Genomic DNA, 20,891 nt, shown 5'->3' with positions numbered 1-20,891 from the left:
GCCCAGCCGTGGGGAGCGGCCGCACCCGGACCTTCCGGTGACCCGAGGCGCGCCCGGCCGCTGGGACCGGGCGGCAACCGTGCGAGTTGCGAGGATCAGGGCCGGGGTTTGGGTTCCATGAAGGCGACGCCCCAGTGCACGTGGCCGCGCCAGACGCCCGCGATCCGGCCGCCCTGCACGGCGGGTTTCGGATCGCCGATGGGGCCGCCCGCGGCGCGCACAGCCGCAACCGCGGAGTCGAGGTCCGGGGTCAGGAACGCGACGCCCACCAGGGCGGCGGGCAGGCCGGAGGCCACGGCTTCGATGAAGGGTTCGCCGACGCGGTAGAAGGCCATCTCGGGACCTTCCGGGCCGCGCGGGAAGAAGCGGCGGCGGGGCGGAATGCCCAGTACCGCTGAGAGATCGGCGACGGCGGCATCCATCTCCGGCGCCCAGTAGACGACGTGGTCGATGATGGTGACGCCGTTCGGGTGCGCGGTCGCGACCGGATCGGGTGCGGCATCGCCGCTCGCGCCCGGGCCGGGATGGTCGGGCGGCGTGCCGCCGGGAGCCGGACGCGGCTGCCGATCGGCGCGGGAATCGGCAGCGCCGAGGTACGGCACGCCGAGAGTGTCCGGGGCGGCGTGGGTTTCGTCGAAACCCCAGGCGGCTTCGCCCAGGACGCAGGTGACCTGCCCGACGCGGAACGTGCCGTCGGTGACGGTGAAACCCAGTGCCGCCCAGGCCTGCTCGGTTCCGGGCAGGCCCAGGCGGGTGAGGTTCGGCATTACAGGGCTGCCGCCAGGCGGGTGCCCTGGTTGATCGCGCGTTTGGCATCGAGTTCCGAGGCCAGGTCGGCGCCGCCGATCAGGTGGAACTTCACGCCCGCCTCCCGCAACGGCGCTTCCAGGTCGCGCACGGATTCCTGTCCTGCGCACAGGATCACGTTGTCGCACTCGATCACGGTCGGGCGTTCGCGCTTCTCGCCGTAGCTGATGTGCAGGCCGCGGTCGTCGATGCGCTCGTAGTTCACGCCGCCGATCTGCTCCACGCCCTTGGCCTTGACCGCGGCCCGGTGCACCCAGCCGCTGGTCTTGCCCAGATCCTTGCCGAACGAGGAAGCCTTGCGCTGCAACAGCACCACCTCGCGCGCGGCGGGGGAGGGCTTGGGCGCGGTGAGGAAGCCGCGCGCGTCCGGATCGTCGGACACGCCCCACTCCTCTTCCCACTCGTCCAGCTTGAGGCTGGGATGTCCTTCGATGGTGAGGAATTCACTCACGTCGAAGCCGATGCCGCCCGCCCCGATGACCGCGACCTTCTTGCCGACCGGCTTGCCCTCGCGCACCAGTTCGGCGTAGGTGAGCACCTTGGGGTGATCGACGCCCGGGATGCTCGGGATGCGCGGCTTGACGCCGGTGGCGAGCACGATCTCGTCGTAGCCGCCCGCGATGAGCCGCGCCGCGTCCACCCGGGTGTTCAGATGCACACTGACACCGGTGATTTCGAGCTGGCGCGTGAAGTAGCGGATGGTCTCGTTGAACTCTTCCTTGCCCGGGATGCGCCGCGCGATGTCGAACTGCCCGCCGATCTTGTCGTCGGCTTCGAACAGGTCGACCCGGTGTCCGCGCTGGGCCAGGCTCACCGCGGTGGACAGGCCGGCCGGGCCCGCGCCGACGACCGCGAACCTGCGGGTGCGCCGGGTCGGCAGCAGCACGAGTTCGGTCTCGTGCCCCGCGCGCGGATTCAGCAGGCAGGACACGGTTTTCATCTGGAAGGCGTGATCCAGGCAGGCCTGGTTGCAGGCGATGCAGGTGTTGATCTCGTCGTCGCGCGCCTCCTGGGCCTTGCGCGCCCATTCCGGGTCGGCCAGCAGCGGCCGGGCCAGCGACACCAGGTCCGAGTCGCCGCGGGTGAGGATCTCCTCGGCGGTCTCGGGCATGTTGATGCGGTTCGAGGCGCACACCGGGATGCTCACCACGTCCTTGACCTTCGCGGTCCACTTCACGAACGCTCCGCGCGGCACCGAGGTCACGATGGTCGGGACGCGGGCCTCGTGCCAGCCGATGTCGGTGTTGATGATGGTGGCCCCGGCGGCCTCCACATCCTTTGCCACGGCCTCGATCTCGTCCCAGGTCTGCCCGTTCTCGACGAAGTCGGCCATGGACAGGCGGAATACGATGATGAAGTCGGGGCCGACGGCCTTGCGCACCCGGCGCACGATCTCCCCGGCGATGCGGCGGCGGTTCTCCGAGCTGCCGCCCCACTTGTCCTTGCGCTTGTTGGTGCGCGGCGCCAGGAACTGGTTGATGAAATAGCCTTCGCCACCCATGATCTCGACGCCGTCGTATCCGGCGAACTTGGCCAGGTAGGCGCAGCGCGCGTAGTCGTCGATGGTCTGCTCGACGCCCTTGCCCGAGAGTGCGCGCGGCTTCAATGGATTGATCGGCGCCTTGATGGCCGAGGCCGAAACACTGCCGGGCATATAGGAATAGCGCCCCGCGTGCAGGATCTGCAGCGCGATCTTGCCGCCCTCCGCGTGCACCGCCTTGGTGATGGCGCGATGCCGGTAGGCCTCGGTCTTGTTGGTGAGCTTCGCGCCGAACGGCATCAGCCAGCCGGTGCGGTTGGGGGCGTAACCGCCGGTGATGATGAGGCCCACACCGCCTTTGGCGCGTTCGGCGAAGTACGCCGCGAGCCGGTTGGTGTGCCAGGCCCGATCCTCGAGACCGGTGTGCATGGAACCCATGACCACGCGATTGCGCAGCGTCGTGAATCCCAGGTCCAGGGGTTCGAACAGATGCGGGTAAGCGCTCATCGCGGAGTGCCTTTCGGGTCGGACGCCTGCGACCGGGCTGAGTCGCGTTCGAGGGCGTCGAGTACTTCGTCACACCAGTCGACGAATCCCTGTTCGACGCGAATTCCCCCGCGCAGAACCAGGTACTGGTGCAGTTTTCGCCCGGAGAGCTGTTCCGGGTCGGGGTAGTCGGTCTTCTCGAAGGTGCGGTAGATGTCCAGCCGCTGGGCGTGCTGATCGCGATGGCGCCGCCATTCGGCGATCAGGGCCGGAACATCGGCCAGCGCGGCCGCGCGCAGTTTCACGCCGAGTTCGTTGCGCATCGGGCCGGTGTCGCTGGGTTCGGCGATCCAGCGGGTGAGTTCGGCGCGGCCCGCGTCGCTGACCGTGTACACCTTCTTGTCGGGGCGGCCCTCCTGCGCCACGGCTTCGGCGCTCACCCAGCCCTGCTCCTCCATACGCTTGAGGACGCGATAGATCTGCTGGTGGGTGGCGTTCCAGAAGAAGCCGATGGATTTGTCGAAGCGCCGCGCGAGGTCGTAGCCCGAGCTGGCGCGTTCGGTCAGCGATACCAGCAGCGCGTGTTCGAGGGCCATGCGACGAGGGTAACTGAGACGGTACGTACTATGCAATTGAGTGCATAGTGAACTTTCGTGGCGCGATTCGGCACGACGACGGGGCCGTGGTCGCCTAGTCTGCGCCCATGGCGCAAGCATCCGGACGGGTCCCGGGCGACGAGGCGATCGGCCAGGCCACCGGACGCGGTCCGGTGCTGGCGTGGGGACTCTGGGACTGGGGATCGGCGGCCTTCCAGGCGCTCATCCTGACCTTCGTGTTCTCGGTCTATCTCACCGACAAGGTGGGCGAGAACCTGCCCGGCGGCGTGTCGGCCAGTGCCTGGCTGGGCTGGGCGCTCGGCGCGGGCGGTCTGCTGGTCGCGGTGACGGCCCCGATCAGCGGGCAGTGGTTCGACGCCGCCGCGCGGCGCAAGTTCTCCCTCGGGGTGCTCACCGCGCTGACCGTGGTGCTCATGGCCGCGATGTTCTTCGTGCGCGACGACTACCACTACCTGTGGCTGGGCCTGGTGCTGCTGGCGCTGGGCACGGTGACCTTCGAGCTGGCCGGCGTGCCGTACAACGCGATGCTGCGCCAGGTGTCCACCCCCGCGACCGTCGGCCGGATCTCCGGATTCGGCTGGGCCATGGGCTATTTCGGTGGCATCGCACTGCTGCTGATCTGCTACGTCGGCTTCATCGCCGGTGACGGGGACACCCGCGGCGTGCTCGGCATCACGACCGAGGGCGGGCTCAATATTCGCCTCGTGGTGCTGCTGGCCGCGGTGTGGTTCACGGTCTTCGCGCTGCCGCTGTTCTTCCGGGTGCCCGAGGTGCCGCGTACGGACGCGGATCCGGGTGCGGCCGTTCGGGTCTCGGCGCTCGACGGCGCGACCGGGGCCCGGAGTCGCGGACCACTGCGCTGGCTGCGCGCCATCGGAGCTTCGTACCGGGTGCTGTGGCGCGACATCCGCGAACTGTGGGTGACCGATCGGCGCACGGTGTGGTTCCTCATCGCCAGCGCCGTGTTCCGCGACGGTCTGGCGGGCGTGTTCACCTTCGGCGCGGTGCTGGCGGTGCGCGTCTACGGCTTCTCCGATTCGGATGTGCTGCTGTTCGGCATCGCCGCGAATGTCGTTGCCGCCATCGGGGCGCTGGCCACCGGGCGCTACGACGACCGCGTCGGTCCCAAGCCGGTGATCGTGGTGTCGCTGGCCGCCATGATCGTGTGCGGTCTGGCGCTGCTCGCGGTGTCGGGCCCGGCGCTGTTCTGGGTGTTCGGCCTGGCGCTGGCCGGTTTCGTCGGTCCCGCCCAGGCTTCTTCGCGGTCGTTCCTGGCACGGCTGGCGCCGCCCGGCCGCGAAGGCCAGCTGTTCGGTCTCTACACGACGACCGGCCGCGCCGTCTCGTTCCTGGCACCCACCATGTTCGGCCTGTTCGTCTGGGTGACCGATTCCGAGCGCTTCGGCATCATCGGCCTGGTCCTGGTGCTGATCGCGGGCCTGATCGCGCTGCTGCCGGTGCGGGATTCGGACCTGAAGAACCGCTGATGCTCCGGTTCGGGTCCGGGCGGACCGGCGTCCACCGGGGTTGACGCGCACGGGCGCGTCGAAAGACCCCTATGTCCGCCAGGACGCCATGCCGAGCGCGATGAGCCGCACCTGCAACACCGCGCGCTCGGCGATGCGGGGCCGTTCGCGGGCCTCGGCCACCACGTAATCGGCGATGCGATCCGCGACCGTGGAGACGATGAGATCCGCGGCGAGCTCCAGGTCATCGGGGGACCAGGCGTCCAGGGCGCGCACCCGGGACAGGTCGACCACCAGCTCTCGGACGATGAGCTGCATCTCGACCGCGATGGCGCCGCGCAGGGGCGCCGAACCGCCGTGCCGCTCGCGAATGAGGAAACCCCACAGATCGCGTTTGTCGTCGACTTGCTGGAAGACGAAGCGGACGGGGGCGGCCAGCCCGGCGTCGGGGGTCCGCCGGGTCTCGCGCAGCGCGAGGCGCAGCTGGCGCACGCCCTCCTCGACGAGCGAGGTGCCGAGTTCCTCGAGTGAGGCGAAATGCCGGTAGAACGCGGTCGGGACGATGCCGGCCGAGCGGGCGATCTCACGCAGGCTCAGCGCTGCGAAACCGCGTTCGGCCGCGAGCGCGAGGGTGCCCTCGAGTAGCGCGGAACGGGTGCGCTCCTTGCGCTCGACTCTGGTTGCTGCCTGCTCGCTCACGTCGATGAGCATACATTCGTTCACATTCGTCCCCTTGCTCAGATGTCGTGCGCGTCACATGAACTGCCGGTTGAACTGGACGGCCTCTACCCGGCAGACTAGCTGAGTGTACAGATGTACACCGAAATTGAGAGAGTGTGAACGAGACTCCCGATCCGGTGCTCATCGAATGAATGCGAGGCATCGCCGGCAAGCCCCCGGTGATGCGACAGGAGGCCCGCATGGTTGGACTCATCGACCTCGTGCAGACACTGACCAGTCCGCACCCGCTGGACCGCTACCTGGAGCTGGTCCGCCCCACCCTGACGCTGCGCGACCTGCGCGCCGAGATCACGCACGTGCGACGGAGCGCGGTCGGCTCGGTGACGCTCACGCTGCGCCCCAATCGCAAGTGGTCCGGGCACGAGGCGGGGCAGTACGTGCAGATCGGCGTCGTCATCGACGGCATCCGCCACACCCGCTGCTATTCGCCGGTCAATGCCGCGAACCGCCGGGACCGTCACATCGAGCTCACCATCAAGGCGCACCCGCAGGGGCTGGTGTCGAACTACCTGCACGAGAACGCGATTCCGGGGATGGTCGTCGATCTCTCACCGGCCATGGGCGTTTTCGCGCTGCCCGAGCAGCGGCCGGATCGGCTGATCCTGCTCAGCGGCGGCAGCGGCATCACCCCGGCGCTGTCCATGCTGCGCACCCTGGCCAACGAGGGGTACCGCGGCCGGGTGCTGTTCCTGCATTACAACCGTTCGCCCGAATGGGTGCCGCATCGCACCGAACTCGAAGCGATCGCCATGCAGCACAACAATATTCAGGTCGAGATGCGCTACCCTGAATTGGGGCAGGACCCCAACTTCGGGTACGACGAGCTCGAGCGGCTCGCACCCTGGTTCGCGACGGCGCAGACCTACCTGTGCGGCCCGCCCGGTCTCATGAAGGCGGTCCGCACCGTCTACGAGGCCGAACAGCTCACCGACAGACTGCATTCGGAGGAGTTCACCCTCACCGCGGCACCGGCCGACCCGGCCGACGTCGACGGCGAGACCGTCTTCTCCGGCAGTGGCAAGACCACGGCCAATACCGGCGCCAGCCTGCTGGAGCAGGCCGAATCCGCCGGGCTCACCCCGGAATACGGCTGCCGCATGGGGATCTGTTTCTCCTGCACCTCGATCAAGGTCAGCGGCTGCACGCGCAACCTGCGCACCGGCGAGGTCGACTCGGATCCGGATCAGCCCATCCAGCTCTGCGTCAGCGCCGCGGTCGGCGACGTCGAAATCGCCATCTGACAACTGCTTTCAGACCCATTGCTATCTGCACCAGCAAGGAGACAGATCATGGCAATTCTCACCGAAACCCCCGACGGCCCCCTCGTGCTGAGCCCCGAGCAGGTCGAGGACATCGGCCGTGAGCTCGACGAGATTCGCGCCCGGATCGTCGCCGATCTCGGCGAGCGCGACCGCGAGTACATCTACTCGATCATCAAGGCGCAGCGCGGCTTCGAGATCGCCGGGCGCGGCCTGATGTACCTGGGCTTCCTGCCCCCGTTCTGGCTGGCCGGCGTGGCCTCGCTGTCGGTGTCGAAGATCCTCGACAACATGGAGATCGGCCACAACGTCATGCACGGTCAGTACGACTGGATGCGTGAGCCCGGCCTGAACTCGCGCGTGTTCGAGTGGGACACCGTGTGCCCGGCCGACCAGTGGCGGCACTCGCACAACTACATGCACCACACGTACACCAACATCCACGGCATGGACCGGGACATCGGCTACGGCATCCTGCGCATCGACGAGCAGCAGAAGTGGAACCCGCTGTACCTGGGCAACCCGGTCTACGCGTTCTTCCTCATGCTCGCCTTCGAGTGGGGTGTCATGGGCCACGACCTCGAGGTCGAGAACATCGTGCAGGGCAAGCGCAAGTGGACCGATATCAAAGCCCTGGTCAAGGGCCAGATGCGCAAGGCCGGCCGGCAGGTCCTCAAGGACTACGTGGTCTTCCCGGCGCTGACCGGACCGCTGTTCCTGTCCACCCTGGCCGGTAACTTCACCGCCAACATCGTGCGCAACCTGTGGACGTTCTCCATCATCTTCTGCGGGCACTTCCCCTCCGGCGTACAGACGTTCACCCAGGAACAGACCGAGAACGAGACCCAGGGCGAGTGGTACGTGCGCCAGATGCTGGGCTCGGCCAATATCGACGGCGGCCGGCTGTTCCACATCATGAGCGGCAACCTCTCGCACCAGATCGAGCACCACCTGTTCCCGGACCTGCCCGCGAACCGGTACCCGGAGATCGCCCCCGAGGTGAAGGCGCTGTGCGAGAAGCACGGTCTGCCGTACAACACGGGGTCCTTCAGCAAGCAGATCGGCTCGGTCTGGGCGAAGATCTTCAAGCTCGCGCTGCCGCCGGTGCTGGCTGGGAAATCGCAGTCCAGCGGTGTTATCGTGATGCGCCGGGGGCAGGCTAGCGAAGTGGGCGTGTAAATGATCGGGAAATTCGAAAGCAACAAGGATCTCATCCAGGAATTGACGTCGTCCGGAGCACGGCACGTCGGCAATATCGCATCGATCATCACCGGAACGGTCGCCGAGGTGACCAAGGAGATCGGTGACTGGATCACCGACGCGATCGAGATGCGCGAGGCCGCGGCCGTGGCAGCGCAGGACGCCGCCGCGCAGCGTGCCGCGGCCGCCGATGCGGAGTTCGACGATGTCGATCCGGCCTACGACGCGGATCCGGCCGGATACGCGGGGGACAGCCGGGTGGCCGAAGGTACTGCGCCACAGGCGGATTCGGCCAAGTCGGAGTTCATCGACGCCGAAGTCGTCGAACACCGCAATTCCTGAGATTCGGGTGCGCCCGGGTGCGAGACCCCGGGCGCTACCGTCCGAAAGTGGTTGCGGCGCGGTGAGATTGCCGAACGGTCGTCACCAGACCGGCAGTCTGCGCCGATGCTGCGCCACCTCGGTGATCAGATCCTTGTAACCGTCGGCGAGCTCGGCGAGGCGATACCACTGCAGGTGGGCCTCGCTGTCCACGGCGTGCCGGGCGGCGTCGCCGTTGCGACCCTCGCCCAGGTGCGGGCCGGTGCGTCGTCGCATCCGCCCGTCGGTGCTCTTCGATCGCGGCGCATCCGGCACTGGAACTCCCAGGGCCTGTTGCGCCGCAACCCATTTCGAGGCCATTCGATCGATGACCGCGCCCAGGGTCTCGGTGTGCAGCGAGGCGCCGGAGCGGTGCGGGATGTTGGCCGCCACCCAATCGTTGATCCGGTTCACCAGCAGCAGCCTGCGCTCGTCGATGGCTTCGAGCAGGCGGCTGTGCTCGGCGACCTCGGCCGCGGTGTCCGTATCGTGTGCGGCGGCGTGCGCTCGATGCCGGCGCTCATGGCACAGCGCCAGCTCGTGGGCGGTTTCCAAGACTTCGTGGTCGCGGCTTCGCGAGTGCGGTGAGCCGTTGGGTGGATCGGTGATGGGTTCCCGGAAGGCGCGCAGCAGCATTGATGGCGATGGGAGCTCGGCCCCGAACCCCGCTCCGGTGTAGTCGGTTGCCATGGTTTCCCACCCTCAGCGTTGTGTCTGGATGCGCCAGGGCCGAGGGGGATTCGGGGAGGGGCTCCCCTCGGCTCCGGCGCAGACCCGTACCCCGGGATGCACAGCCCACCACAAACGGCACGGAAAAAAACCGGGAATTTCGCGACGATGCGATGGGGAGACTGTCCGGGAAATACGGGACATATTCAGGAAAGCGCGATAGTCGGACGGGCGCAACCATCCGGCGCTAGATCGTCCAAGCTGCCGGAGAATCGTTATACAGCATTACAACTCGGTCACGTGGGCGCCGCGTTCGGTGGCGGATCGACACCTGCGCGCTGCCGGTCGGCGCGTGCCATGGCCGTGCCGTTCTCCGGGGTCGCCGCACGAGGCGATTACTGAGGCTTATGAACAGCTATTCCTCCGGCGCGCCGGACGCGCCGCGCCGCGCACTCGATTAGCCTGGGTATTCGTGCCCGCCTATGCGTCGTCACCCGAATTGCGGTTCGGTTTCATGTTCGCGCTGGAAGACCCGGAGCGAATCGCCGAAGTCGTGCGCAACCTCATCGTTCGCCGCAGGGTGTCGGTATTCCGCCTGGCGCACCTCTCGGACGACAACGGCCCGCCCGAGCGGTACGTCGTCAACTGGGCTGCGGTGCCCCAGATTTCGGTCACCACCGCCGCGCCCGACCCCGATGCGCTGCGCTCGAGTGGAACGATGCTGGTCAACGCATTTCTGGGCGAGGACGGCGAAGTCAGCCTGTACGCGGCCGACCCGCCGGCCCCGCAGTAGTGTGGCTGGCGACACACCCCAACTCAGCAATCTCTCAGCTACTGGCCAGGGCGCTGTAAGGCTCGGTCGGCAGGGTGGGTCACGTCGCCGGTTGGAAAGCCCGACCGGCGGTGCGATCAACAGAGAGGTTGAAAAATGATCCCGGTCATCATCGACACTGGTTCCGCCGCGCTCAACGGCCTGTTCAGCACCGGCTCGGCCGCCCTGAGCGGAATCCTCAACACCCTCTTCACCGGTTCCTTCGGCTAAATCCTAATCCCGCGAAGGGTTTTCGGGTACACGCCCCGGATGCGATCAGCATCCGGGGCGTTTTCGGTGTCCATGCCGGCGCGCCGCTCGGTGTCCGTACCGGCGCGCTCGGTGTCCGTGCCGCCGCGCTGCTCAGCTCAGTGCGCGGGGCACGGCTTCGTAGATGCGCCGCACCACGTCCTCGATGTCGGGCTCCTCGATGGACAGGTCACGCACCTCTGCGCGGGCCGACACCGCGGCGAGCAGCTGTGCGGCCGTGGTGTTCTCGGTGTCGAACGCCAGCCGCTGCCGCATCCCCTCGCCCGCGCTGTCCAGCAGCTTCGCGCCCGGCAGGTCGGTGAGATCGGCGGTCGGCTCGGCCAGATCGACCGTCAGCACCCGGCGCGCGCCCACCGTGGCGGCCAGCCCGGTCAGCGATCCGTCGTAGACCAGGCTGCCGTGATCCACCACCAGCACCCGTTCACAGAGTCGCTCGATGTCGCCCATGTCGTGGGTGGTCAGCAGCAGCGTGGTGCCTCGCTGGGTGCGCTCGTGGCGCAGGAACTCGCGTAATCGCTGTTTGGACAGCACATCCAGGCCGATGGTCGGCTCGTCCAGGATCACCAGCTCGGGGGAGTGCAGCAGCGCCGCGGCGACCTCGGCGCGCATGCGCTGACCGAGCGAGAGCTGGCGCACCGGGGTGTCCAGCGTGCTGCCCATCTCCAACTGGTCCACCAGTTCGCCGGTGCGGACGGCCGCCGCGCGCGGTTCCAGGCGATGGATGGCCGCCAGGATCGAGAACGATTCGCGCAGTGGCAGATCCCACCACAGCTGCGAACGCTGCCCGAACACCACCCCGATGCGCCCGGCCAGTTCCCGGCGGCGGCGCACCGGATCGAGTCCGCAGGTGCGCAACCGGCCCGCGGTGGGCACCAGGATGCCGGTGAGCATCTTGATCGTGGTCGACTTCCCCGCCCCGTTCGCGCCGATGTAGCCCACGGCCGCACCGGGTTCCACGCGGAAGGTCATATCGGCCACGGCCGTGAGCACTTCGCGTTTGCGCCGTCGCCCGCCGTCCTTGCGGCGCAGCACGAATGTCCGGGTCAGTCCCGTGGTCTCGATGATCGCGTCGCTCATCCCCCGCCTCCCTGATAGTGCCGTGTGCCCAGCCGCCACGCGGTCAGCGCCAGCACCCACACCCAGAGTGCCGCCACCGGTGAACTCCATGCCAGCCACGCGGGCAGCAGTGCGGGCCCGGGTATTTCGAGCAGCGCTATCGCGGGCAGATAGGAGGTGAAGGCGACCGGGACGAGAAATCCGAAGACGAGTTTCATCGGGGTCGGGAACACCGACGCCGGCTGCATCGAGGCGTAGGAGCCGCCGTAGGTGAATGCGCTGGTGAGCTCCGCGCCGTCGATGAGATAGAACTGCACCCCGGCCGCGCAGACGAACAATCCGGCGAAGATGGCCACGCCCGAGACGAGCGTGATCGCGAACAGCGCCAGATGCGCCGCGCTCCAATCGATGTCGTTGCGGGCGATGCCGAATCCGAGCACCGTGGCGGCCACCGCGATGCGGGCTATGCGGCGCAGGGCGATATCGCTGGTCACCAGTTGCAGCAGCAGCGGCTGCGGGCGCAGATAGAAGGCGTCCAGGGTGCCCATGCGAATGTAGGTGGGCAGCGTGTCGGCGTGCCCCACGATCATGTCCGCCAGCGCGAAAGCGGTGTTGCTGAGCCCGAACAGCAGCAGCATGGCGTTCAGGTCCAGGCCGCCCAGCTGCGGCACATTGCTGAAGATGACCCACATCTCCGCGAATTCGAGCAGCCCGATCAGGAAGGCCGCCGCGACGTCGGTGGCGAAGGACATCGGGTAGGCCCGCTGTGCGCGGATGCGCGAGGCCAGCACCGCTCGGTAGGGCGCGAAGCGCGAGGGCCGGGTCTCAGCCACCCTGCACCTCCAGCTTCCGGCGGCCCCCGCGCAGCAGCACCTGTCCGAGCGCGATGAGTGTCACCAGCCAGAACAGCTGTACCGCAACGATGTACAGCGCGCCGGCGCCGACGGTGCGACCGGAGATGACGTCGATGGGCGACTGCAGCATGGATGGGAACGGGGTGGCGTAGGCGATGGTCTGCAACCAGCCTGGGAACACGTGCACGGGCGCGAAGAGCCCGGCCAGGAAGGTCCCGCAGATCATGTGCAGCGCCCGCAGGCCGCGCGTCTCCACCAGCCAGAACCCGCCGAGGCAGACCGCGAACATGGACAGGAACGAGATGGTGATGGCCAGCAGCAGGCTGACCGCGCCCAGCAGGTAGGGGCCGGGGGTGGCGGGCAGGGCGAGTCCGAAGGTGAGTGCGCCGATGGCGACGCTGGGCGCCGCGCGCGGGATGAGCGTGCACAGCGCCCGGCCGAGATACTCCGCGAGGTGGGCGAATTGGATGTCGATGGGGCGCAGGAAGTCGATGGCGATGTCACCGGTGCGGATGCGTTCGACGATATCGGGCAGGGTCCAGAAGGCGATGGCGCCCAGCAGGCCCTGCGACAGCCAGGTGTAGGCGCCGATGGTTCCGTGGTCGTAGCCGCCGAATCCGTTGTTGGCGGCGACCGCGGCCGAGAGCACGGCGGCGCGGACGAAGCCGAACACGACATTGGTGACGAGCCCGGCGGCCATGGCCAGCCGATAGTGCGACTGCCTGCGGAATCCGGCTTTCACCAGCTTCCAGTAGACCCCCGCCTCCGCATGCACAAGAGGTTGACACTACAAGTGGGCGGGGGTGTGCGCCAGCCGAATACGGCCATCTGTCCGAAAAATGTGGAATAGGGGTGGTCACCGAAGGTTCGCGGCGTTATGCTCGCCGCGGCTCCCACGAGACCCAGGTCACTCATCCCAGCGGCTGGGAGCCCGCCGGTGGATTCGCCGAAAACCTTCGCACTCCGCGTCCCGCAGTGATAGAAACAATCTCGTTTCACTTTGCTGCGACGCTAGGACCCACCGATGACCATTGCCGAGACGACCGTTTTCGAGACGCTCGAATCCAATGTGCGCGGCTATTGTCGGTCCTGGCCGACGGTGTTCGACACCGCGCGCGGCAGCTGGATCACCGACGAGAGCGGCAGGGAGTACCTGGACTTCTTCGCGGGGGCGGGTGCGCTCAACTACGGGCACAACAACCCCGTTCTCAAGGCCGCGCTCATCGAGTACCTCATGCGCGACGGGGTCACCCACAGCCTGGACATGGCCACCTCGGCCAAACGCCGACTGCTGGAGACGATCCGCGACGTGGTGCTCGCCCCGCGCGGCCTGGACTACAAGGTGCAGTTCCCCGGGCCCACCGGTGCGAACGCCGTGGAGGCCTCGCTCAAGCTGGCTCGCAAGATCACCGGCCGCACCACGGTCCTGAACTTCACCAACGCTTTCCACGGCATGACCCTGGGTGCGCTGTCGGTCACCGGCAACGCGGCCAAGCGGGCGGCCGCGGGTGTCCCGCTGGTGCACTCGACCCCCATGCCCTACGACGGCTATCACGCTGCGGGCGATGATCTTTCGTGGATGCGCAAGGTCCTGGACGACACGTCCTCGGGCGTGGACAAGCCCGCCGCGGTGATCGTGGAGACCATTCAGGCCGAGGGCGGGGTCAACGTGGCCCGCGCCGAATGGTTGCGGCACCTGGCCGAACTGTGCTCCGCGCGTGGCATTCTGCTCATCGTCGACGACGTGCAGATGGGCTGCGGGCGCACCGGGCCCTTCTTCTCCTTCGAAGAAGCGGGCATCACCCCCGACATCGTCGCCCTGTCCAAGTCCATCGGCGGGTACGGTCTTCCGATGGCGCTGGTGCTCATGCGCTCCGACCTGGACGTCTGGGCGCCCGGCGAGCACAACGGCACGTTCCGCGGCAACAACGCGGCGTTCGTCACCGGCGAGGTCGCGCTGCGGCACTACTGGTCCGACAACGCCCTCGAGACCGCGACCCTGGCCAAGGGCGAACTGATCCGCCGGCACCTGAGCGATCTGGCCGCCGAGTTCCAGGGGATCTCCACCCGGGGCCGCGGGCTGGTGCACGGCCTGGTCTTCGAGAACGACGCCTCCGAGGCCGCCAAGGTCAGCCGGATCGCCTTCGAACTCGGGCTGCTGGTCGAAACCTCCGGTCCCTGTGAGGAAGTGGTGAAGCTGCTGCCGCCCCTGACCACCACCGAACAGGAGCTCTCGCACGGCCTCGGCCTGCTGAGCCAGGCGGTGGAGATCGTCCGCGGCGCGCACTAGCGCGCCGTCCGCCGAGCGCGTCAGCGCTCACCCCGATCGTGCCCGCGAGGGCACCACGAACGTCGGCGCCGCCCACACCGGTGCCGACCGGTGCCGGGCTCCCAGCTGCGGAGGGAGCCCGGCATCACCTATGTCAGCCGAAGTTGCGCAGGAACCAGGCCTGCAACTCGGCTTCGGTCTTGGGCCCGTTCTCCGGATCGTCCGCGGCCTGCGCGCAGATCACGTAGATCAGGCGGGCGGCGTTGTGTGCCGCCAGCAGACAGGATTTCGCCGGGGTGTAGCTCGAGTCGGTGTAGCAGAGGAAGCGGCCGACCTCCGCGCCCGCTTTACGCCACTCCGCATCCGGGGAGGCGCCGCCGCCGCACGCGCGGCCGGGGAACTGGGCCAGATCGGCCTGATAGATGGCCGCGGTGGTGCGTTCGTCGGGCAGGCCGAGGATCTGCACGAAGGGACTGCCGACCCGGCCCGAGCAGACCAGCACCGACGTCGCCGCGCCGACCGGAGGATCCGAGTGCACGCAATTGGCTCGGGTGTAGGACTTTTCGGCGCGGGTGAGCAGATCGCGGTCCGCGTCGGTGAAGAAGTCGGGGTCCAGGCCGTACTCCGGGGCAACGAACTGCCCGTGATGGTTCTTGGCCACATAGTCGCGCAGCGCGGATTCGCTGGGGCGCGCCCAGCTGAAAACCGCCAGGGCCAAGGCTGATTCGTTGGTCACCGCCAGGCTGGGCTGGGGCGCGTCCGGGTAGACGGTGCGATCGGCGAAGCAGGTCTGCCTGCCCGCCGCCTTGCCGTCGATCCCGAGCGAGACGCCGTCCCTGCCCGCCGGATCGTGCGGGCAGTTCGTGCCCCGGAAGGTGCCCAGGAAGATCTGGGTGTAGTAGTCCCGCAGTTGCTCGACGGTGCGGAAGCGCCAGAACTGCGCGGTGGGCGCGGAAGCGTCGGGGTTGGCGGCGCAGAACACCACGGCGGTCGTGGTGTTGTCGGTGTTCACGTGCTGACAGTTGACCCGCTTGTAGCCCGCTCCCGCCGCTATCGAGAGCAGTTCGACGTCGGGACCGTTCAGCGCGGTGTTGTCCGGCACCGGCGTCCCCGCGAGCCCGGGCCGGGTCACCGCCCACCCCGCGAATCCGAGCGACGCGGCGACGAGGATGAAAACGCCCAGCAGCGTGAGGATTCGGCGGGTGCGACCGGGGTGCGGGGGCTGGTCCGCCGGCGTGGATCCGGTGCTCCCGGCCGGTACCGGTGCTGCCGGTGTGGTTCCGGGATTCGCCGGCGCGGGCGAATCCGGACGCGTGGACGACTGTCCGGCGGTGAGATTCGCCGCCGAGCTGGGAAGCCCCGGTGCCACGACCCCCTGCGCGGCGGTGAATTTCGGAGTGGAGCCGGAGGCCCCGGGCCGCATGAAGGTCTGTGCGGCAGTGGGATTCGTGCCGTGGCCGGGGCGCCCCGGCTGCGCGGGGTCACCCGGCCGGCCGGACATCGGTTGATCCGGCTGCGGGGCAGGCGAATCGGGGCGAACCGACGTGGGATGCGGCCGTGCGGAGGTGGATCGCGCGGGCGTGGTGAGGGCCGCGCGGGCCTCGGCCGCCAGTTCGCCCGCGCTGCGGAAGCGGTCGGCGGGATTCTTGGCCAGGCCGCGGGCCACCACCGCGTCCAGCGCGGCGGGGATTCCCGGGCGCAGGGCGCTGGGTGCGGGCGCGGTATCGAACAGGTGCGCCCGCATGAGCTGGACGTTGGTGTCGCCGGTGAAAGGTCTGGCGCCGGTGAGGCATTCGAACAGCACGCAGGCCACGCCGTAGATGTCCGCGGCGGGGGTGAAGTCGCGGGCGCTGAAGCGCTCGGGCGCCATGTAGCGGAACGAGCCGACCGCCGCGCCGTCGGTGGTGAGTCCCTCGTCGCCCGCCGACTGCGCGATGCCGAAATCCACCAGATACGCGAAGCCGTCGCGCGTGAGCAGGATGTTGTCCGGCTTCACATCCCGGTGCAGCAGGCCGTCCGCGTGCGCGGCGTCCAGGGCCGCGGCCAGCTGCTCGACGATGCCCACCGCGCGCTCGGGCGACCCGGGTCCGGCCCGGTCGAGCAGGTCGCGCAGATCCTCGCCGTCGACCAGGCGCATGTCGATGAACAGCCTGCCCTCGATCTCCCCGTAGTCGTGAATCGGGATCACGTGGGCTTCGCGCAGGCGCGCCGCGGCCCGGGATTCGCGCTGAAATCGCTGCCGGTACACCGGATCGTGGGCCAGCCGCTCGGGCAGCACCTTGATCGCGACCGTGCGGTCCTTGATCGTGTCGTACGCCTGATAGACCTCGCCCATACCGCCGCGGCCGATGAGCCGATCCAGCCGGTACGGGCCGAATCGCGTGCCCACCGCGATGGTTCGGTGCTCACCGGTCATCTCGCGTCCTGCTTTCCGCTCGCCCGAAGTCGGTCAGGGAACGGTGCGCACGTCGCATCCGCCGACGGCCCCGTCGTCGAGTTATCGAGTGTGCGCTCGCGGGTGGTAACGCCACGCCGGAGAAGACCGCCGGGCCGGTGGGCGGCGGCGGGCCGGGCCCGACCCGCGCCGCCACGCCGCAGACATCGCCCGTTCACGAACATCGCGCACAGTGGGGCGATGAGCGGCGAACACGACTGGGCGGCTGAACTCGGCGTCGGCGCGGCCGAATCCGTGGGTGGTATGGCCGGACCCGGGGGTGGTACGGCCGAAGTCGGGGGCGGCGCGGTTGAATCCGGGGGCGGCGCGGCCGAACTCGGCGGCATCGCGACCGTGCGCGGCATCGCGACCGTCGATGAACTCCTGGCGTTGCTGGCGGACTGCGCGGACGCGTGGGACATGCCCGACCGCAGCGGGGACCCGGTCGACATCCTCGACCACGACCGGCAGTGCGCCGAACTGTTGCGCGGAAGCTTCCCCGCCGACGCCGAACTCCAGGTCGCCGGGCTGGTGCACGACATCGGGCACGTGCTGGTGCCCGGGGACGACGCCGGGCACGGGCGGCACGGCGCGGACGCGGTGCGCGGACTCCTCGGGGACCGGGTGGCCCGGCTGGTGGAACTGCACGTCACCGCCAAGCGCTACCTCGCGGCCGCCGACCCGGCCCACGCCGCGGCGCTCTCGCCCTCGAGTCAGCGCACCCTGGTCGCCCAGGGCGGCCCCATGACCGCCGCGGAACGCCGGGCCTTCGAGTCCGACCCGGATTTCGAGGCGGCCCTGGCCCTGCGCCGCGCCGACGACGCGGGCAAGGTAGTCGGCCTGACCGTCCGGCCGCTCGGCGAGTGGCGACAGCTGATCGAGCGGGTCGCCGCGGCCGCGGAGTAATTCGGCGTCGAGTACACGGGCGTGCCAACCTCACCGCCGCGAGGCCCTGGCGGTGAGAGGCATAGGATCGATCTATGCCACTGTCGCCGCGGGTCCCGGATCTGGCCGCGCTCGAGCTGCTGCTGTCGGTGATCGAGCAGGGGAGTCTCGGGCGGGCGGCCAAGGCACACGGCATCAGTCAGCCGTCGGCGAGCTCCCGCATCCGGTACCTGGAACAGCTCGTGGGCGTCCCGGTGCTGGAGCGAACCACCCTCGGCTCCCGCCCGACCGCGGCGGGCGCGCTGATCGCGGAATGGGCGCGCGAAGTGGTGGACGCGGCCGCCCGCCTGGACGCGGGCATAGACACCCTGCGCGGGCAGCGTGATTCGCGACTGCGGGTGGCGGCCAGCGCGACCATCGCCGAATACCTGTTCCCCAAATGGCTCGTGGCCCTGCGTTCCCGCGCGCCCGACACTTCGATCGCCCTGGTGTCGGGCAATTCCGCCGACGTCGGCCGAGCGGTGCTCGAGGGCCGCGCGGAGATCGGTTTCGTGGAGAGTCCGCAGGTCCCGGGCGATCTGGAGAGTCACACGGTGGCGCGCGACCGCCTGGTGGTGGTGGTCGCGCCGGGCCACCCGCTGGCGCGGCGCCCCACGCTCGGCGCCGCGGAACTGGCCCGGACCCCGCTCATCTACCGCGAGCCCGGCTCGGGCACCCGAATATCGTTCGAACAGGCCATGACCCGGGCCATCGGGGCGTGGAGTCCGGCCGTCGTGCTCGAGCTGTCCTCCACCACCGCCATCAAGACCGCCGTCGCCGAGGGCGTCGCCCCCGCGGTGCTCAGTTCCCTGGCGGTGGCCGGGGAACTGGCGGACGGCACCCTGGTCTCGCCCGAGGTGACGGGTCTGGATCTCGAGCGCACCCTGCGCGCGGTCTGGCCGCGCGGCCAGCGACCCACCGGCCCGGCGCGCGATCTGTACGCGATCGCCGGCCGCCCGGCGTGAATCGCCTGCGGCTCAGCGTACTTCCAGCGCACCATTCCCATCAGTCTCATCCGTCACCCGTTCGCCGTCCTACCGTTTCCTCGCAGGGTTCGCAGCGTGAAGGCTCAAGTGCGCCAACAGGTCCCGCCGCCGCGACCTAGGGGTTATGGTCACGACATGGTGCGAACCGCCGTCGCCGCAGACTCGGACGAGCCAGACCGTCCCTCACCTGCACCGCGACCCCGTCTGGAGGTGGTGGCCGGTGTGCCCGAGCCGGAAACCCCTCAGCTACCCCCGCTCGGCCCGAATGTGCTGGCAGCGGCCGATATCGAACGGCTACCGGCCGGCGCCCGGCATCGGATAGCCGCCTTCGTGCATCTGCAGCTCGCGGAACTGGAAGAAATGCCTGATCCGCTGCCCCCGCGGCAGCCGGAGACCGGTAGCCCGTAGCCTCCTCGATACGGGGTACTTGCGAAGTTTGTGCAGACCGCCCGCGTATCGACGACGTTTCCTGGGATATTGCCGGATAGCTTGCCCGCGGACGAGCTGGCAGGGTGCTTGACATCACGTCGGGTCACCATCTGCATCGCGGAGCAACGCATATGAGTCTTTCGGCCGGCGGCGGCTTCGCCCGCGTCTCGGCACTGGTCTGTACCCTGCTGGCCTGCGGTGCGCACGCGGCGGCAAGCGTTCGGGCCGAGCCGGATTCGACCACCTGGTATGTCAGCGCGGCGGCTCCTATCGGCGGCGACGGGACCCGCGACGCGCCTTTCGGATCACTCGCGGCGGTGGAAACCGCTTCGCGAGCGGGGGACACCATCGTGGTGCGCGCGGTCGCGCCCGATGTCGCGCCGCTGGACGGCGGCATCGCACTCAAACCCGGCCAGCGGCTGCTCGGCGAGGGCCCGGCCGTCATCGGCGCCCCGGCGGGTACGGCCCTGCCCCGCATCGCCAACACCACCGCCGCCAACGACGGCGACGCGGTCCGGCTGGCCGAGCGCACCGAGGTCGGCAATCTGGTGATCGCGGGAGCGCAGCGCGGCGGCGTCTACGGCCACGACGCCGTCGACACCGTGATCACCGGAAACGATGTCTCCCAGACCAATCGAAGCTGCGCGGACGGCTTCCTGATCGGCCCCTTCACCCTGCCGCCCGGCCTGCCGTTCGGCGTGGCCCTGCCGCCCGCGCCGGACTTCATCACCCTCGACAACGGCTGGGCCGCCATCATGACCGACTTCACCGCCGGTGCGGGATTCACCCGCATCGCGGGAAACAGCGTGCACGACACCGCCTGCGGCGACGGCATCGACGTGCGCGCGCACGGCACGAGCCGGGTGCACGCCGAGGTCACCGGAAACGACCTGCGCACCATCAATCTCGGGCCGGGCAACCTGTCGGTGCTGGCGCTCGGGGTGCAGGCCGGGGATTCCGCGCAGCTCACCGCGACGCTGAACGGCAACGCGCAGAGCGAGATCGCCTCGCCGGCGTCTTCCCTGCTCAACGAGATCGCGGACAGCGAAGGGGTCTTCATCAACGCCGAGGGCCGGGCGCGCATGGATGTCACCATCGACGACAATCGCTTCCGCGACGGCTACGGGAACTTCTCCGCCAACGGCCTCGAATACGTGAGCACCAACGGCTCACCCGTGAGCCGGGTGCGGGTCACCGACAGCAGTTTCGAGAACGTCACCGGCGACATCATCGAGAATTACAACCTCAGCACCGAGGGGGCGCAACAGTCGCTCACCCTGGAGAACGTGCGCGCGCACCATTCGGAGTTCCCGGCCGCCGTCCTCAATTCGCTGATCCCGGCCAACCTCGGAACCTGCCTGGTGACAACGAATTTCGGCCGGGATGCCCGCACCGAGCTGCACGTGACCGATTCCAGCTTCGGCGGCTGCAGCGCCGACGGCATCGGGCTCATCGCCTACACGCCGGCCGGAGGTGTTCCGGCCACGTCCGCGCTGACCTTCGACATCGGCGGCACCGTGATCGAGGGCGCCGCCGCGCACGGCATCAACATCATCAACGTCGGCGACACAGCGGTGCTGCGCGGCACCGTGGCGCGCACCAGCGTGAGCGGTGCGAACGGGAGTCTCATCCGTGTCGATAGCAACGGCGTCATCGCGGGCGCCGCACTGGAATTCGGTGCGGGAGAGTTGGACGGCAGCGCCCGGTCCTGCCTGGCCGAACCGCATCCCCGGGTGCGGGTGTCGGGGATCGCGGTGACCTGCGGCTCGTGAA

At 68.9% G+C, this 20,891-nt stretch carries 19 protein-coding genes; 10 read left to right on the top strand and 9 right to left on the bottom strand.

Annotated elements, in window-relative coordinates:
* Nucleotides 1-95: 95 nt before the first annotated feature.
* From ACFVBH_RS11770 to ACFVBH_RS11760, 3 genes are read right to left on the bottom strand one after another with little or no spacing between them, the layout of a single operon-like run.
* Complete coding sequence (locus ACFVBH_RS11770) at nt 96-767, bottom strand: VOC family protein (protein ID WP_379001292.1); 672 nt, start codon at nt 765-767, stop codon at nt 96-98.
* A complete protein-coding gene (locus ACFVBH_RS11765; protein WP_379001291.1) occupies nt 767-2,794 on the bottom strand; it encodes an FAD-dependent oxidoreductase in 2,028 nt (675 codons plus the stop codon). The genes ACFVBH_RS11770 and ACFVBH_RS11765 overlap by 1 nt, the downstream gene beginning before the upstream one ends.
* Complete coding sequence (locus ACFVBH_RS11760; RefSeq protein ID WP_354986592.1) at nt 2,791-3,369, bottom strand: PadR family transcriptional regulator; 579 nt, start codon at nt 3,367-3,369, stop codon at nt 2,791-2,793. The genes ACFVBH_RS11765 and ACFVBH_RS11760 overlap by 4 nt, the downstream gene beginning before the upstream one ends.
* 107 nt (nt 3,370-3,476) lie before the next feature.
* On the opposite strand from ACFVBH_RS11760, the gene ACFVBH_RS11755 reads away from it, so the two are divergent.
* A complete protein-coding gene (locus ACFVBH_RS11755; RefSeq protein WP_379001290.1) occupies nt 3,477-4,877 on the top strand; it encodes an MFS transporter in 1,401 nt (466 codons plus the stop codon).
* 69 nt (nt 4,878-4,946) lie between these two features.
* On the opposite strand, the gene ACFVBH_RS11750 is transcribed toward ACFVBH_RS11755, so the two are convergent.
* Nucleotides 4,947-5,567 (bottom strand): TetR family transcriptional regulator, encoded by a 621-nt coding sequence (locus ACFVBH_RS11750; protein ID WP_379001711.1) that lies wholly within the window; start codon nt 5,565-5,567, stop codon nt 4,947-4,949.
* A gap of 209 nt (nt 5,568-5,776) precedes the next feature.
* On the opposite strand from ACFVBH_RS11750, the gene ACFVBH_RS11745 reads away from it, so the two are divergent.
* Genes ACFVBH_RS11745 through ACFVBH_RS11735 form a run of 3 tightly spaced genes read left to right on the top strand, consistent with a single transcriptional unit; the run spans nt 5,777 to nt 8,398 of the window.
* Entirely contained in the window at nt 5,777-6,838 is a 1,062-nt protein-coding gene (locus ACFVBH_RS11745; RefSeq protein WP_354986589.1) for a ferredoxin reductase, read from the top strand.
* A 48-nt stretch (nt 6,839-6,886) separates the two neighbouring features.
* Entirely contained in the window at nt 6,887-8,035 is a 1,149-nt protein-coding gene (locus ACFVBH_RS11740; RefSeq protein ID WP_354986588.1) for an acyl-CoA desaturase, read from the top strand.
* Nucleotides 8,036-8,398 carry a hypothetical protein gene (locus ACFVBH_RS11735; protein WP_354986587.1) on the top strand — a complete coding sequence of 121 codons (363 nt, stop codon included), beginning with the start codon at nt 8,036-8,038 and terminating at the stop codon, nt 8,396-8,398.
* An 81-nt stretch (nt 8,399-8,479) separates the two neighbouring features.
* On the opposite strand, the gene ACFVBH_RS11730 is transcribed toward ACFVBH_RS11735, so the two are convergent.
* On the bottom strand, nt 8,480-9,106 hold the full coding sequence (locus ACFVBH_RS11730) for a DUF4254 domain-containing protein (RefSeq protein ID WP_354986586.1): 627 nt from the start codon (nt 9,104-9,106) through the stop codon (nt 8,480-8,482).
* Between the two features lie 451 nt (nt 9,107-9,557).
* Between ACFVBH_RS11730 and ACFVBH_RS11725 the strand changes: the two genes are divergently transcribed.
* The gene (locus tag ACFVBH_RS11725) at nt 9,558-9,878 is read left to right on the top strand and encodes a hypothetical protein (protein ID WP_354986585.1); all 321 of its coding nucleotides are present in this window, start codon (nt 9,558-9,560) and stop codon (nt 9,876-9,878) included.
* Nucleotides 9,879-10,259: 381 nt separating this feature from the next.
* Here the strand turns inward: ACFVBH_RS11725 and ACFVBH_RS11720 are convergent, their stop codons facing one another.
* From ACFVBH_RS11720 to ACFVBH_RS11710, 3 genes are read right to left on the bottom strand one after another with little or no spacing between them, the layout of a single operon-like run.
* A complete protein-coding gene (locus ACFVBH_RS11720; protein WP_379001289.1) occupies nt 10,260-11,243 on the bottom strand; it encodes an ATP-binding cassette domain-containing protein in 984 nt (327 codons plus the stop codon).
* On the bottom strand, nt 11,240-12,055 hold the full coding sequence (locus ACFVBH_RS11715; RefSeq protein ID WP_354986583.1) for an ABC-2 family transporter protein: 816 nt from the start codon (nt 12,053-12,055) through the stop codon (nt 11,240-11,242). Before ACFVBH_RS11715 ends, ACFVBH_RS11720 begins: the two co-directional genes overlap by 4 nt.
* The gene (locus tag ACFVBH_RS11710) at nt 12,048-12,851 is read right to left on the bottom strand and encodes an ABC-2 family transporter protein (protein ID WP_354986582.1); all 804 of its coding nucleotides are present in this window, start codon (nt 12,849-12,851) and stop codon (nt 12,048-12,050) included. The genes ACFVBH_RS11715 and ACFVBH_RS11710 overlap by 8 nt, the downstream gene beginning before the upstream one ends.
* Nucleotides 12,852-13,100: 249 nt before the next feature.
* On the opposite strand from ACFVBH_RS11710, the gene ectB reads away from it, so the two are divergent.
* The gene (ectB, locus tag ACFVBH_RS11705) at nt 13,101-14,366 is read left to right on the top strand and encodes a diaminobutyrate--2-oxoglutarate transaminase (protein ID WP_354986581.1); all 1,266 of its coding nucleotides are present in this window, start codon (nt 13,101-13,103) and stop codon (nt 14,364-14,366) included.
* A gap of 133 nt (nt 14,367-14,499) precedes the next feature.
* On the opposite strand, the gene ACFVBH_RS11700 is transcribed toward ectB, so the two are convergent.
* Nucleotides 14,500-16,761 carry a protein kinase gene (locus tag ACFVBH_RS11700; RefSeq protein WP_379001288.1) on the bottom strand — a complete coding sequence of 754 codons (2,262 nt, stop codon included), beginning with the start codon at nt 16,759-16,761 and terminating at the stop codon, nt 14,500-14,502.
* A gap of 219 nt (nt 16,762-16,980) precedes the next feature.
* Here ACFVBH_RS11700 and ACFVBH_RS11695 point away from each other — a divergent pair, with 219 nt between their 5' ends.
* From ACFVBH_RS11695 to ACFVBH_RS11680, 4 genes are all read left to right on the top strand, one after another.
* Nucleotides 16,981-17,685, top strand: coding sequence for an HD domain-containing protein (locus ACFVBH_RS11695; protein ID WP_379001287.1), 705 nt, complete (start codon nt 16,981-16,983; stop codon nt 17,683-17,685).
* 74 nt (nt 17,686-17,759) lie between these two features.
* Nucleotides 17,760-18,668 (top strand): LysR family transcriptional regulator, encoded by a 909-nt coding sequence (locus ACFVBH_RS11690; RefSeq protein WP_354986578.1) that lies wholly within the window; start codon nt 17,760-17,762, stop codon nt 18,666-18,668.
* 243 nt (nt 18,669-18,911) lie between these two features.
* Complete coding sequence (locus tag ACFVBH_RS11685) at nt 18,912-19,097, top strand: hypothetical protein (protein ID WP_354986577.1); 186 nt, start codon at nt 18,912-18,914, stop codon at nt 19,095-19,097.
* 152 nt (nt 19,098-19,249) lie between these two features.
* Entirely contained in the window at nt 19,250-20,890 is a 1,641-nt protein-coding gene (locus ACFVBH_RS11680; protein WP_379001286.1) for a hypothetical protein, read from the top strand.
* Nucleotide 20,891: the final 1 nt, after the last annotated feature.

Source organism: Nocardia sp. NPDC057668, from assembly GCF_042799795.1.
GTDB lineage: Bacteria > Actinomycetota > Actinomycetes > Mycobacteriales > Mycobacteriaceae > Nocardia.
Note: the sequence above shows the minus strand (reverse complement) of the source record. Positions and strands in the feature narration are given on the sequence as shown.